This window comes from Luteococcus struthionis (assembly GCF_048595755.1).
Taxonomy (GTDB): Bacteria; Actinomycetota; Actinomycetes; order Propionibacteriales; family Propionibacteriaceae; genus Luteococcus.
This window is the reverse complement of sequence record NZ_CP184360.1, coordinates 501,262-515,157: the sequence shown is the minus strand read 5'-3', so window position 1 is coordinate 515,157 and position 13,896 is coordinate 501,262. Positions and strand designations below refer to the sequence as shown.

Here is a 13,896-nt window from a genome sequence, read left to right as displayed (position 1 = left end):
CTGTGGGTGTCAGGTTACCGTGAGAAGGACGCTTGGTGGGAGGCCCGCCGCGCCATTCCCGCCCAGCGGGCGCTTCCGGGTGGTCTTCAGTGCCCCTGCGGATCGGTGCCCAGGTTGGCCCGGGCCATGGCCAAGGCGCCCTGGATGATGGAGGTGCGCCCCAGTTCGGAGACCTGGAAGCGAGGCACGTGTGGGCAGCACTCGGCAACCTCGTCACGCAGGATCTGGCAGATCAGGCCCCCAGCCGCACTGCCGTCGCCACCCACCACGATGACCTCGGGATCGAGTGTCGCCACCAGGGCGATCACTCCCGGCGCGATCGCCCTCGCGAACCGTGTCACGGCAGTCCGCGCCCACTCGTGCGCGTGCTCCCCGTGGCCGGCGTGCTCGAACAGCTCCCGCACGGTGACGTCGTGGTCGGTGGCCGCCTCCAGCAGGATCAGGTGCGCGGTGCTCCATCCCGAACCGGGCAGGTAGCTCACCTCGCCCGAGTAGCCGGCCTCACCGCGCAGCACCCGGCCGTCGATCACCAGCCCGGAGCCGACCGAGGCGTCGATGAGCAGGGCCACCATCAACGAGGGCAGGGGAGCGGTGTGGTGGGCATACTCCGCGGCCGCCGCCAGCGCGGCGTCGTTCTCGAGCCGGAAGTGCTCCGCCAGGCCGCCGAGTGGCGTGAAGTATCCCGGCTGGGACAGTTCGGGGATCGTCTGGTTGAGCCGCGGCGTCCCATAGGGATCGACGCTGCCGATGACTCCCACCACCAGTTCCTCGAGCCGCTCGACGCCGAGCCCCTCGAGCTGGCGGTGCAATTCGTCGTGCAGCAGGTCGATGGGGCGAGCAGTGCGGTCCAGGTCGACGCGGGCCGAGGTGAGCACCTGGCACTGCCAGTCGGCGACGGCCACCTCGATGCCCTGCAGTGATGGTGGGTCGGGTCAGGCCGGTGAACTCCTCGAGCTCGCGGACGGTGGGCAAGGGCTGTTACGGGCATCGCCGGGTCCATGCCCTGCTCGCAAGCGAAGGACTGCAGGTCGCGAAGAAGACCGTGTTGAAGTTGATGCGCGAGCTCGGGCTGCGCTGCCATGTTCGACGCCAGCGCCTGTACATGTCCTGGCGCGGGCACGTCGGCGTGATTGCCGGCAGTGTCCTGGACCGTGACTTCACCGCTGAGACGCCGAACCGCAAGTGGGTCAGTGACGTGACCGAGTTCCGCATCGGTGACCGCAAGGCCTACCTGTCACCGGTTATGGACCTGTTCGACCACCAGGTCATCGCGTGGACGATTTCGACCTCGCCGAACTTGGCCTTGACCAATGGCTGTCTGGACCAAGCCATCGCGTCGCAGCACGTCGAGCCCGGACTGGTCGTCCACACCGACCAAGGCTTCCAATACCAGCACAGGTCATGGCAACAGCGCCTTGCCGCTGTCGGTGCGGTCCAGTCGATGTCGCGGCGCGGGAACTGCTACGACAACGCGGTCATGGAGAACTTCTTCGGTCACCTCAAGGCAGAGTCCTTGCACCACCACCGACCCACCACGTTCGAACAGTTCACCCGCCTGGTCGATGACTACATCACTTGGTGGAACACCGAACGCGTCCACACACGGCTCGAGGGCTTGAGCCCGGTGCAGTACCGGACCCAGACCCTCGCGGCCTAGTCTTCAATTGTCGGTCCAAGAACTGGGGACCAGTTCACGGCAGGAGGAGCCCTCGTGCGGTGCTCTCACGCCAGCAGACGGATGCGTTGCCAGTTCTGGCCGATCTTGGTGGCCGGCCCCCAGTGGCCACCCTGGTTGAGGTACTTGTACAGGTTGCCGTCGGAACGGCGAGCCACCAGATCATCCAGGGCATCGCCGTCCAAGGAGCCGGGTGAGGCGACGGTCTGCATTGCCGTCCAGCCCCGGCCGATCTTCACCGGCGTCTGGAGGGCTGGAGCGGAGTCATCCTGCTGGGCTGTGTGCCGCCACAGCGACCCGTCCGTCGTGATGGACATCAGCTCGCCTGGACCGCCGCGCTGGAAGACCTTTACCGGAACCAGCTTCACCGTCTCCTGCCATCCCTGGCCGAGGGCGACCGGCGCACCGAGCTGCTGACGCGTCAGCTCGCAGCCGTACAGCTGCCCATCCTTGGTGGCCAACAGCGTGCGGGAATTCCAGGCAGGGGGAAAGGACAAACTGCTGATCGCGAAATTGCTGTAGCCGGTGAGCCCGGAACCGATCTGGGTGCCGTTGGCGAACCTGCCGGCGCCCCTGTTGTCGTAGCGCCAGACCGTGCCGTCCTTGCGGACGGCGATGAGGTACTTCCCGGCATCCGAGCCGGTGAAGCCGTTGACCTGCCGCATGAAGACCATGTTGTTCCAGCCGGTGCCGGCCTTGATGCCGCTGGCCAGTCCGGCGGTGGTCATGCGGTAGTAGTACAGGTCTCCGGTCTGGGCCTGGATGCCCAGCACGTCGGCTCGCCGATCCCCATTCTGGTCTCCCTCGACGGGCAGACGTGGCCACGTGCCGTTGCAGGGTGCCACCGAGACCGACGCGATACGCGAATGCACGTATTCGCCCTGGCTTCGGGCAGAAACCTTCACGGTGTGGGTGCCCGCCGACAGGTTGCCGACAGTGCGGGTGGTCTCGGTGAACAGTGGGACGCTGGTGCCGGTTGCGAAGTCGACCTGCACTTCCAACCACAGCCCTGCCTCGATGGCGTGGTTGGTGATCGTCACGCTGCCGCAGGCGCGTGAGGTCACCTCCACCAGGTAGGAGTTGTTGGCCCTGGCCGACGTCGGTGAGACCACCGAGGCGAAGGACAGCGAACCGAGGAGGCCGGCGATGGTGACTGCGCGTTTCATGAGCGACTCTGCTCTCGTGTGAATGGCGGGATTGCCAGTACCCACGCTACGACCAGGCAGAGTCGCCCGGGCAGGAGTCGGTCCGGCCCTGCGAAGCTCTTCAGCTCCCAGGGCCAGCCGGCCCGCGCCGGAGGCTCACGCCAGCAGGCGGATGCGCTGCCAGTTCTGGCCGATCTGGGTGGCGGGGCCCCAGTAACCGCCGCGGTTGAGGTACTTGTACAGGTTGCCGTCGGAACGCCGCGAGACCAGGTCACTCAGCGGATCGGCGTCCAGCGACCCGGGCGAGGTGACGGTCTCCATGGCGCCCCAGCCGTGGCCCACCGAACGCGGCGCGGTGAAGGTGGCATCGCCGTTGAGGGCGACGGTGTAGCTCCACATGCTGCCGTCGCTACGAATGGTGATGAGGTCACCCAGGGCGTCCTTGTTGAAGTCGCGGGTGGCGATGGTCTTGACCGTGGTGCCCCAGCCCTGCGCGATCTCCACCGGGTCCTCGAGGGCGGTGCGGGAGAGGTCGAACAGGAACAGGGAGTCCCCCTTGCTGGCCAGCAGGGCGTGACCGCCGAAGCTCAGCGCAGAGTTGGTGCCCGTGATCGTGAAGTTGGTGTAGCCGGTCAGCCCGGAACCGATCTGGGTGCCGTTGGCGAACTTGCCGGCGCCCTTGTTGTCGTAGCGCCACACGGTGCCGTCCTTGCGGACCGCGATGAGGTAGTTGCCGGTTCCCTCGCCCTCGATCTCGTTGACCTGCTGCATGAAGACCATGTTGTTCCAGCCGGTGCCTGCCTTGATACCGCTGGCCAGTCCGGTGGTGGTCATGCGGTAGTAGTACAGGTCTCCGGTCTGGGCCTGGATGCCGAGCACGTCGGCGCGACGATCACCATTCTGGTCGCCGTCCACCGGGCGGGTGGGAGCTCCCGTGCAGGCCTTGACGTTCAGCGCTCCGGAACCGGAGACGGTCTCCGAGGCGACGGGGCCGGACAGCCAGCTGTAGCTGCCACCGGCAAGGCCGCGCATGCTGCGCGAGGCATGGGCGGGAACCTCGATCAGGTCACCGCTGTCCAACAGGGTGATCCACGGTGAGGAGGTGGAATTGGTGGCCGTCACCACCCCACAGGACGGCGAGGTGACGGTCATCTCGGCGGCGTGGGCGGCGGGGGCGGTGACTGACAGTGCGGCGACGGTGCAGGCAGTGGCCAGCAGCGTGGGCAGATACTTCATGAGCGGCTCGGCTCTCGTGACAGCGCGACGGAGTTCGCGCAGGATCAAGCTAGAACTACGCCGTGTGGCAGATCACCGCAGGGGCAGGAGCTTCCGCAAAACCTCAGGCGTGCAAGTAGGCCAGCACCGCGTCGAGGCGCGGGAAGCTGATCGTCGCGTCGGCCTGGGTGGCTGCCACGGGCTTGGCGCAGTAGGCCACGCCGAGCCCCGCCTCGCCCAACATGTCGAGGTCATTGGCCCCGTCGCCGACGGCCACGGTCTCGGCTGCGGTGCAGCCGGCCAGCTCGGCGCAGCGCAACAGGTGGCGACGCTTGGCGGCGCGGTCGATGACCTCACCGCGAGTCTGGCCGGTGAGCTTGCCGTCGCGCACCTCGAAGCGGTTGGCGGTGATGTGGTCGATGCCCAGGCCCTCCACCAGCGGTTCCACCACCTCGGTGAAGCCTCCCGAGACCAGACCCACCTGACCGCCGGCATCCTTGACTGCCTTGATCAGGTCCTGGGCGCCCGGGCTGAACTGCAGGCTCTGGCGCACCTCGTCGAGCACGCTGGCATCCAGGCCGGCCAGGGTGGCCACGCGTGCCCGCAGGCTGGCCGAGAAGTCGAGCTCGCCGCGCATGGCGCGCTCGGTGATATCGGCCACCTGCTCACCCGTCCCGGCGCGATGGGCAACCTCGTCGATGACCTCGCTGGTGATCAGGGTGGAATCGACGTCCATCATCAGCAGCTTGGGCGGTGCGCTGGCCAAGGGCTCCTCGACCACGGCGGCATCCACGCCCAGCCGGGTGGCGGCGCCACGAACCAGGGAACGGGTGCGGACCAGGTCGTCCAGCTCGCCCACGGCGCTGACCACGTGGCCCCAGCTGGTGGCCCGGTGCTCCTCGTCGCGGAGCCCGGTCAACTGGTCCATCGCGAGCGAGGCGAGCGAGTCCGGCACCTCAGCGGTGGCGGTGAGGACGATGCGAACTGTCTGCGGCACGGCACAAGACTAGGCAATTCATCCGCGACGCGGGCAATGCCGTGCCGAACGGGGACGGCCCGGATGTCAGGCCAGGCACAACCACAGGGCTGCGCAGCTCATCACGACCTCGAGCGCACCCACCTGGCCCGGGCGGATCGTGCGTCCCTGGCGGGGGCCGAACCACGGCAGCGCCCAGGCCCGCAGCGTCGCGACCGCGAAGAAGACCGTCCAGCCGATGCCCACCGTCGCGGTGGCCCAGCAGGCGATTCCTGCGAGGGCGGTCCACAGCAAGTGCCATGCCACCGAGGCCAGCACCCAGCCCGGCTTGTTGCGCTCCCGGATGAGGGTCTTCACCACGAAGACGGTGCCGGAGAAGTATCCGAACAGTGCTGGTGCCGCCCAGCTGGTGGCATCCAGACCATGACTCCAGACCGCCTGGGGAGTGGTGAAGGGGATGATCCACGCCAACAGGCTGGCGGCCAGGGTGGTGCACAGCCCGGAGGTCAGGGCTCGATCGTGGCGTCGGCTGGTCAGCCACAGCGCGATGCCGAGCAGGGGGAGGTAGCAGGGCACCCATCCGAGCAGGGGCATGCCCCCGAATCCCAGCGTGGCAAGGCCCGCGACGCCGGCGATGGCGCCGTAGACCACGGCGGCCGGTCGGTAGGCGGGGCGGCGTCGCGGCGCGGCCTTGAGCCACAGGCCCACCGCGTTGAAGCAGAAATAACCCACCAGCCAGGTCACCGACAGCGGCCACACCCAGGCCGGCAGTCCGTCGCGGGAGCGCAGGGCCAGTCCCACCACGAGCGGGACCACGAGCATGGCCCACGCCCCGTGCTGCTGGGGGATCCACGCGCCCTTGGCCTTGGCTGACATACCAGCCATATTACCCGGAATGAGCCGGGTAATTTTTCAGCGGACCTCGGTGCGCGTCAGCGTGTACTTGGGATTCTGCGCGACGATCGTCGTCCGCCCCACCAGCTCGTTGAGCCGCTTGCGCCAAGGCAGGTGCGAGTTGTACACACACCAGAACTCGCCGCCGCGTCGCAGCACCCGGCTGGCCTCGGCGAACATCTCCAGCGAGGGCCCCGACTCCTTGGCGTGCCCGACGTGGAAGGGCGGGTTGGTCACCAGCAGATCGAGCGAGTCGTCCTCGAAGTCGGCCAGGCCGTCGCGCCACAGCACCTCGACGCGCACCTGGTTGGCCTCGGCAGTCAGGCGGGTGGCCTCCACCGCTGCCCACGAGACGTCACTGGCCATCACGTGCGCGGTGCGGAAACGACGGGCCAGCAGCGTGGCCAGGATGCCGTTGCCGCAACCCCAGTCGAGGATCTGCAGGGCACCGCCGTCGGTGGCGGCCTCGGAAGGCCCAGCGCCGACGACCTTGCCGATCCGCCCCAGGTTGTCGGTGAGCAGACGCGTTCCCGCGTCCACCTTGGCGCCGGCGAAGGTGTTCCCGTGGGCCCACAAGGTCACTTCCAGGTCTGCGTGCGTCTTGCTGCGCGGCCAGGTGGGGTCGGCGGGGTAGGGAAGCCGCGCGTGCAGGACGCGGGACTTCTGGCGCCCCAGGGAGGCGTTGACCGAACCGAAGTGGGTCAGCAACACCTCGTTCATGCTCAGTGTCATGTGCTTCACGCGGGCACCGCTGACCAGACGGACCTCGGGATCGGCATGGTTGGTCACCAGCTCCGCGTACTCGTCCAGCGCGGCCAGGCTCTTGGGCAGGCGCAGCCAGACCAGGTCGGCGCCAGTGAGGGCCTCGGGCAGGGAATCGGCCAGCAGTTCCGTCGGCACCTCGTCCCGCTCGCGCAGGTCGTCGCACCAGACCACCACCTCGTCGGCAACCTCCTGGCCACGTTCCACCAGGGCGGGGGCGTCCAGCAGCACGAGGCGGCGGGCCCGCACCCCCTCGGTGACTTCCAGGGACTCGTCGGCGATCAGCAGGTCTACGGGGTCGGTCTCAAGCACGTGCCCAGTCTCCCAGCCCTCGGCCCGAAAGCCCTCATCGAGGCGAAAGCACCGCTGCGTGCCGTGGGGAAAGACCCCGCTTCGTCCGTGGCAAGTGGGCGTTGTAGGTTGTGGGGCATGGCAATGGAGCCTCTGCAGATCCACGTGATCGCCGACTCCACCGGAGAGACGGCGGCTCGGCTGGCGCGCGCCGCCCAGGCCCAGTTCACCGACGTCACCGCCACCATCGTGCGCCACCCGCGGGTGGGCACCCCCGAAGCACTCTTCAGCGTCTTCGACAGCCTGCGCGCCGCGGCCGCCAGCGACGCCAAGGTGAAGCACGTGGTGCTGTTCACCCTGGTGAACGAACACATGCGTGAGCTGGTCATCAGTGCCTGCCAGGAGCTCTCCCTGCCCTGTGCGGACATCCTGGGTGGCACGCTGGCTGCCTTCGAACAAGCCACCGGCTCCGAGGCCGAGGAGGTGATGCGTCGTCCGGTGGGCGTCGAGGCCGACTACTTCGAGCGCATCTCGGCCATGGAGTTCGCCGTGCGCAACGACGACGGAGCGATCCCGGCCGCCCTGCGGGAGTGCGACATCTGCCTGGTGGGCGCCTCCCGTTCCGGCAAGACCCCGTTGAGCATCTACCTGGGTTACCTGGGCTACAAGACGGTCAACGTGCCCTTGGTGCCGGGCATCCCCGCGCCGCAGGAGCTCTTCGGCCTCACCCGCTGGCGGATCGTGGGGTTGACCATCGATCCGGAGCGGCTGCTGGCGATCCGAAACCGTCGGGTCAAGGGGCTGGGCGGTTTCGGCACCAAGGATGGCTATGCAGACCTGGTGCAGATCTACGACGAACTGGACGAGGTGGGCAAGGTGCAGCGCAGGCTCGGCTGCCCCGTGATCGACACCACCGGGCTGGCGCTGGAGGAGGCGGCCGTGCGCGTCATCGACATCGTCGATGAACGGGCCCGCAAGGCCGGTGACGCCTTGCGACGACCGGCCGGGAGCCTGATGGTGCGGCCCTGAGCCCCGGACATCCCCGGATGGGGGAGGGACAACTGAAGACTGTTGGGACACAACTGAAAACGACTTGGGTGACACACCCACTCGGGAGGGCCACTGGCCACCCCGGACCAAGGAACCAAAGGAGATTCCACGTGACCGAGAAGTACATCTACGACCTGCACGAAGGCGACGCCACCATGCGCAACCTGCTGGGCGGCAAGGGCGCCGGCGTGGCTGAGATGGCCAAGGTCGGGGTGCCCGTGCCCGACGCCTTCACCGTGACCACCACGGCCAGCGTCGAGACCATGAAGCGCGGCGGTGACTGGCCCGAGGAGCTGGAGGGGCAGGTGGCGGAGGCGCTGAAGCGCCTCGAGGAGCGCACCGGCCGCGTGCTGGGCGGCAAGGACAAGCCGCTGCTGCTCAGCGTCCGTTCCGGCGCCGTGGTCTCGATGCCCGGCATGATGGACACCATCCTCAACCTTGGCATCAGCGACGAGACCGTGCCCGCCATCGTCGAGGAGTCCGGCAACGAACGCTTCGCCTGGGACTGCTACCGCCGCTTCATCCAGATGTACGGCGAGGTCGTGGAGGGCGTCGACGCCCACGCCTACGAGGATGCCCTGACCAACATGAAGGCCCGCAAGGGTGCCGCGCTGGACACCGACCTGAGCGCCGAGGACCTCAAGGAGCTCGTGCAGGAGTTCAAGCAGATCAGCAATGACGCGCTGGGCGGCGAGTGGACCTCGGACCCGGTCGAACAGCTGAACCGCGCCATCAACGCCGTCTTCCGCAGCTGGCAGAACCCCCGCGCCGAGGTCTACCGCAAGGCCAATGGCATCTCGGCCGACTACGGCACCGCGGTGAACGTCATGCAGATGGTCTTCGGCAACCGTGGCGAGACCTCTGCGACGGGTGTCTGCTTCACCCGCAACCCCTCCACCGGCGCCAAGGAGCTCTACGGCGAGTTCCTCACCAATGCCCAGGGCGAGGACGTCGTCGCCGGCATCCGCACCCCGCGTCCGCTGGCCGAGATGCAGGAGGTGCTGCCGGAGGCCTACCAGCAGCTCATCGACACGATGAAGAAGATGGAGCTGCACTACAAGGACATGCAGGACATGGAGTTCACCATCGAGAATGGCAAGCTCTACCTGCTGCAGACCCGCAGCGGAAAGCGCACCGCGGCCGCCGCGCTGAAGGTGGCGGGTGACCTGGTGGACGAGGGCATCATCGACAAGACCGAGGCCCTCAAGCGCATCGAGCCCTCCCAGCTGGACCAGCTGCTGCATCCTGCGATCGACCCGCACCACGGCACCGAGGCGATCGCTCGTGGCCTTCCTGCCAGCCCCGGCGCTGCCGTCGGTGAGGTGGTCTTCGACGCCGACGTCGCCGCCGAGCGCGGTGGCAAGGGCGATGCGGTGGTGCTGGTGCGCTTCGAGACCACGCCCGACGACATCGCCGGTGTCATCGTCTGCCAGGGCATCCTGACCGCCCACGGTGGCATGACCTCCCACGCGGCCGTCGTGGCCCGCGGCATGGGCAAGCCCTGCGTCGCCGGTGCCGCCGGGATCAGGATCGACCCGGTGGCCAAGACCCTGACGATTGGGGACAAGGTCTTCAACGAGGGTGACGTGATCACGCTCAACGGTTCCACCGGTGAGGTCTTCGGCGAGGCACTCGAGTTGATCCCGCCGCAGATCAACGAGGACTTCAAGAAGGTCGTCGGCTGGGCCGATGAGGTGCGCACGATGGGCGTGCGGGCCAATGCGGAGACCTTCGAGGATGCCAGCAAGGCCCGTGAGCTGGGTGCCGAGGGCATCGGCCTGTGCCGCACCGAGCACATGTTCTTCGGCGCCGATCGCCTGCCCGCCGTGCGCCAGATGATCACCGCGGAGAACTCCGAGCAGCGAGCCGCCGCGCTGGAGAAGATCCTGCCGATGCAGCAGGCCGACTTCGAGCAGGTCTTCACCGCGATGAAGGGACTTCCGGTCACGGTGCGTCTGCTCGACCCGCCGCTGCACGAATTCCTGCCCAACCTGGTGGACCAGAGCCTGCTGGTGCAGAAGTTGGAGCTGACCAATGCCCCGGCCGCCGAGCTGGAGGAGGCCCGCAAGGTGCTGGCCCAGGTCAAGAAGCTGCACGAGCAGAACCCGATGCTGGGCACCCGCGGCTGCCGTCTGGCGATGCTCTACCCGGAGATCCCGGACATGCAGGCCCGCGCCATCATCCGCGCGGCCCTGGCCGTCCTGGAGCGCGAGGGTGAGACGGCCGGGATCGAGATCATGATCCCGCTGGTGGCCCTGCCGAGCGAGCTGAAGAAGCAGCGGGCCATCGTCGAGGCGGCCGTGGCGGACGAGTTCGAGAAGGCCGGCAAGGAACTGCCCTACACCGTGGGCACGATGATCGAGCTGCCGCGCGCCGCGATGGTGGCGGACCAGATCGCCGAGCATGCCGACTTCTACTCCTTCGGAACCAATGACCTGACCCAGACCACCATCGGCATCAGCCGTGACGACGCCGAGAACGGCTTCCTCACCGACTACGTGATGGACGGTGTGATGGAGAAGAACCCCTTCGAGTCGATCGACGTGGAGGGCGTGGGTGCCGTGGTGCGCACCGGCGTCGAGAAGGGTCGTTCGGTCAAGGCCGACCTGAAGTGCGGCGTGTGTGGTGAACACGGTGGCGATCCGGCCTCGATCGACTTCTTCCAGTCGGTGGGCCTGAACTATGTCTCGTGCTCGCCCTTCCGCGTGCCCGTGGCGCGCTTCGCGGCGGCCAAGGCGGCGATGGCCCAGCAGGAGCAGTGACGCGCCGCCTGCGCGCGGGTCACTGAACCAACGGCAAGGCACCGCGGCCCCGTCCTCCTTGGTGGAGGGCGGGGCCGCGGGTGTCCCTGGGACGTGCGTCCTGGTCAGACTTGGGCGGCAAGGGTGCAGCGCAACTCTGACCAGGACGTACGTCCAGCGCGATGATCGTGCCCAGCCTCGCCCCCATGGCAGGCTGGAGGCTGCCGAGGAGGAAATGTGGACATTCGTGAGAGGGCCCGAGCGCTGGCCGAGGAGCACGGCATGCACGCCGTCGTCGTGCTGGCCGAAGGCAGCCCGGATGACGACGTGAACAGACGCACCGTCGCCGAGGCCACCGAGGAGGTCCAGGCCATGGCAGAGGGCCAGGGCTGGCCGGTCTGGTGGCTGGAGACCGCCGACGAGGGCTGCATGGTGGTGCTGGACGGTCTGGCCATGGACATCAAGGCAGCACTCGTGGAGCTCGAGGACAGCCACCCGCTGGGCGCCTGGTGGAATCTCGACCTGGTGACCGTGCTTCCCGACGGGCAGGTGGGGGAGTGGCACCGCTCACCGATGCGGCCCGAGCCGCGCACGGCTCCCAGCCCCGACGAACTCAGGCGCTGCCTGTCCCAGATCCGTCCGGCTTGAACCCTGACGAACGACGGCTGCCCGCCCCGAATCATTCGGAGCGGGCAGCCGTGCGTCGTGGTGCGTGGGCTCAGACCGTGGGAAGCCAGACGCGCATCGGGCTGGTCTCGCGGTTGGCCCAAGTGTGGTACGGCACCAGCGTGGTGGTGCGCACGTCGGGATCGACGGCCACCATGGTGCGGGAGTACAGCGCCTGCGGCTTGCGGCGGAAGTTGGCCGGCACCTGGATCAGGGGCAGCTCGCCGTCCTCGGCGGGCAGAACCTCGGCCTCGGTGTGGAAGACCAGGTTCTCGATCTGCGGGTTGTCCACGCCCTCGGCGCAGTAGACCACCGGGCCGCGCAGCAGGGCACGGCAGCCGCGCACCGCGTCGACGCGCGGATGGGCGAAGACGAAGCGGGCGGGCATGTGGAATTCGAGCGTGGTCTCGAAGTCCTCGGTCAGCGGCTGGTCGAAGAAGCCGTCGATGACCAGGGCGGAGCGTCCGTTGTAGCTGTGCTTCTCGCACCAGGCCGGCACGCGCATCCGCAGGCGCGCTCCCGGGACGGGGGTGCCTTCGAGCCGGATCTTGATGGTGCCGCTGTTCGGGTAGTCGGTCTCGATGACCAGGCGGCCCTCGCCGATCTGCTCGGGCAGGTCGATGCTGCCGTCGAACCACTGCTGGATGCTCAGGGTCTTCTCGGCGACGGTGGCGACATAGGCACCCATGCTGGAGGCCAGGCGCGTGAGGCTGGTCGGGCCGGTGGAGTGGTTGAGCCACTCCGCCCGCTCGATGCGGTTGTTGTCCTCGTCGCGCTGGCGTGAGCGCACCTGCAGCGGGTTGGAGCTGAAGAAGGTCACGCCGTCCTTGCCGACGGCTGCCGGCAGCGCGTTGTAGAAGACCTTCTCGATGGCGTCGGCATAGCGCGAGTTGCCGGTGATCTGCAGCAGGCGCTGGTTGACGTAGACGTCGGCGACGCTGGCCAGGGTCTCGGCGTAGGCACGCGAGGCGGGCAGCTCGTAGGGGGCGCCGAAGGACTCGTCGAAGTGGCGAGAGCCCAGGCCGCCGGTGATGTACAGCTTGGTCAGATGGGCGCTCTCCCAGCGGGCCACCAGCGCCTTGCGCAGCTCGTCATCGTCGGTGTGGGCCAGCACGTCGGCGACGCTGGCGTCCAGGTACTGCTGGCGGGCTGCGTGGCCCAGCGCCTCGACGGCCTCGCGGACCGGCTCGTGGTCCTGGAAGAAGATGGGCCCCAGCACGCCGCTGCGCAGCTTGCCCTGGCCGCGACGGTCCAGGATGGCCCGGGCGGTCTCCAGGTAGTCCTTGTTCTGCGTCTCGCGGTAGAACTCCACCAGGGCGCCTTCGACGCCCGCGTGGCCGTCGTAACCGTCCTTTCCTGGGCCGAACTCGCGCACCACCAGGTCTGCCCACTTCGTCGCCACGGACATGAGGCGCTCTCCGCGGCCGACGCGGCTGAAGGCGACGGCAGCCTTGAGCAGGTGGGAGCCGGTGAACAGTTCGTGGCCCATCGCTGCGTCGCTGAAGTGTTCGTAGTCGGCCTGCCGCTGGCCCCACGAGTTGAGGTAACCGTCCTCCTGCTGGAGTGCCTCGAACAGTTCGAGGCACTCGTCGACGAAGCCGTCGAACTCGGTGGTGCCGGTGCGGGCATCCTCCCAGGCAATGGCCTCCAGCGTCATGTGGATCTCGGCGTCGCTGTTGGGATTGCCGATGTGCTCGGCCTCGACCCCGTCGCGCAGGTTGCGCAGGTTCTGCATCGAGGTCTCCTGCAGCTTGGAGATCACGTGCGGCAGCGTTGCCGACGCGTTGCGCGCCTGGAGGCGACCCAGCCAGCTCTTCTCGCTGATGTGCACGCTGGTGAGGGCGATGGGGGTCTGTGCTCCGCTGAACATGGCCGGAGTGGCTTGGTGCGGCATGGGTGCTTCCTCCATGGCGTGGTGGCGCCTGATCGCAGGGATTCGAACTGTCGTGGTCCAGCCTATGAGAAGCGGGGCGCCCGTGGTGGTGGTGCGTGCCACTTGGTGCCGAGGCGAGCCGAAAGCTGAAGGTGGGCTTGGTCTCGCGGGGTGCTCTCCGCGGCAACTCCTGAAGTCCAGCTGATCTGTGGTCGTACGACCAAAAGATTCTGCGCCGGGGCGTCAAGAATCGACGTACTGCTGTTCACACCCCGGTGAGCAGTGTGCACAGGCTCGCCCCCCCGCGAGCGGTACGCGACAGAGCGGAGATCCCCCGATGATGGTCCTCATCGCCCTGCTGGGCGGACTGTGGCTGACGGTGCTGGCCGTCGTCTTCAAGGCTGGCAGCACCAAGCCCGACATCGAGCGCGCTCTCAACAGCGACGAGGTGATCGTCAACTCCGGGCACGAGGCCGACGCCCGCCATGAGGCAGTCGCCTGACCCAGTCGACCGGACCGGCCAACTCGGACCAGGGAGACCCGGATCAGGGCGATAGGCCGGAGCGACCCAGGCTGTCTCGTCCCAGATCCGCAGGAATTGCCCGACG

At 68.0% G+C, this 13,896-nt stretch carries 12 protein-coding genes; 5 read left to right on the top strand and 7 right to left on the bottom strand.

From position 1 onward, the window contains the following. Nucleotides 1–86 precede the first annotated feature (86 nt). On the bottom strand, nucleotides 87–902 hold the full coding sequence (locus ACOAMO_RS02465) for an ROK family protein (protein ID WP_420176015.1): 816 nt from the start codon (nucleotides 900–902) through the stop codon (nucleotides 87–89). A 38-nt stretch (nucleotides 903–940) separates the two neighbouring features. Between ACOAMO_RS02465 and ACOAMO_RS02460 the strand changes: the two genes are divergently transcribed. Next, nucleotides 941–1,657 carry an IS3 family transposase gene (locus ACOAMO_RS02460; RefSeq protein WP_420176014.1) on the top strand — a complete coding sequence of 239 codons (717 nt, stop codon included), beginning with the start codon at nucleotides 941–943 and terminating at the stop codon, nucleotides 1,655–1,657. A gap of 65 nt (nucleotides 1,658–1,722) precedes the next feature. Here the strand turns inward: ACOAMO_RS02460 and ACOAMO_RS02455 are convergent, their stop codons facing one another. The 5 genes from ACOAMO_RS02455 to ACOAMO_RS02435 form a co-directional block, all read right to left on the bottom strand. Then, entirely contained in the window at nucleotides 1,723–2,841 is a 1,119-nt protein-coding gene (locus ACOAMO_RS02455) for a hypothetical protein (protein WP_420176013.1), read from the bottom strand. Between the two features lie 135 nt (nucleotides 2,842–2,976). Further along, entirely contained in the window at nucleotides 2,977–4,056 is a 1,080-nt protein-coding gene (locus tag ACOAMO_RS02450; protein ID WP_420176012.1) for a hypothetical protein, read from the bottom strand. 103 nt (nucleotides 4,057–4,159) lie between these two features. Then, a complete protein-coding gene (serB, locus tag ACOAMO_RS02445) occupies nucleotides 4,160–5,032 on the bottom strand; it encodes a phosphoserine phosphatase SerB (protein ID WP_420176011.1) in 873 nt (290 codons plus the stop codon). Between the two features lie 66 nt (nucleotides 5,033–5,098). Further along, complete coding sequence (locus ACOAMO_RS02440; RefSeq protein ID WP_420176010.1) at nucleotides 5,099–5,887, bottom strand: YwiC-like family protein; 789 nt, start codon at nucleotides 5,885–5,887, stop codon at nucleotides 5,099–5,101. 36 nt (nucleotides 5,888–5,923) lie between these two features. After that, nucleotides 5,924–6,979 (bottom strand): class I SAM-dependent methyltransferase, encoded by a 1,056-nt coding sequence (locus tag ACOAMO_RS02435; protein ID WP_420176009.1) that lies wholly within the window; start codon nucleotides 6,977–6,979, stop codon nucleotides 5,924–5,926. A 117-nt stretch (nucleotides 6,980–7,096) separates the two neighbouring features. Between ACOAMO_RS02435 and ACOAMO_RS02430 the strand changes: the two genes are divergently transcribed. From ACOAMO_RS02430 to ACOAMO_RS02420, 3 genes are all read left to right on the top strand, one after another. Then, nucleotides 7,097–7,987: a pyruvate, water dikinase regulatory protein gene (locus tag ACOAMO_RS02430; protein WP_420176008.1), complete on the top strand. Its 891-nt coding sequence runs from the start codon at nucleotides 7,097–7,099 to the stop codon at nucleotides 7,985–7,987. 131 nt (nucleotides 7,988–8,118) lie between these two features. Further along, the gene (gene ppdK / locus ACOAMO_RS02425; RefSeq protein WP_420176007.1) at nucleotides 8,119–10,770 is read left to right on the top strand and encodes a pyruvate, phosphate dikinase; all 2,652 of its coding nucleotides are present in this window, start codon (nucleotides 8,119–8,121) and stop codon (nucleotides 10,768–10,770) included. A 216-nt stretch (nucleotides 10,771–10,986) separates the two neighbouring features. After that, the gene (locus tag ACOAMO_RS02420; RefSeq protein ID WP_420176006.1) at nucleotides 10,987–11,397 is read left to right on the top strand and encodes a hypothetical protein; all 411 of its coding nucleotides are present in this window, start codon (nucleotides 10,987–10,989) and stop codon (nucleotides 11,395–11,397) included. A gap of 70 nt (nucleotides 11,398–11,467) precedes the next feature. Here the strand turns inward: ACOAMO_RS02420 and ACOAMO_RS02415 are convergent, their stop codons facing one another. Beyond that, complete coding sequence (locus ACOAMO_RS02415) at nucleotides 11,468–13,309, bottom strand: glycoside hydrolase family 127 protein (protein WP_420176005.1); 1,842 nt, start codon at nucleotides 13,307–13,309, stop codon at nucleotides 11,468–11,470. A 316-nt stretch (nucleotides 13,310–13,625) separates the two neighbouring features. Here ACOAMO_RS02415 and ACOAMO_RS02410 point away from each other — a divergent pair, with 316 nt between their 5' ends. Further along, complete coding sequence (locus ACOAMO_RS02410) at nucleotides 13,626–13,790, top strand: hypothetical protein (RefSeq protein WP_420176004.1); 165 nt, start codon at nucleotides 13,626–13,628, stop codon at nucleotides 13,788–13,790. Nucleotides 13,791–13,896 lie beyond the last annotated feature (106 nt).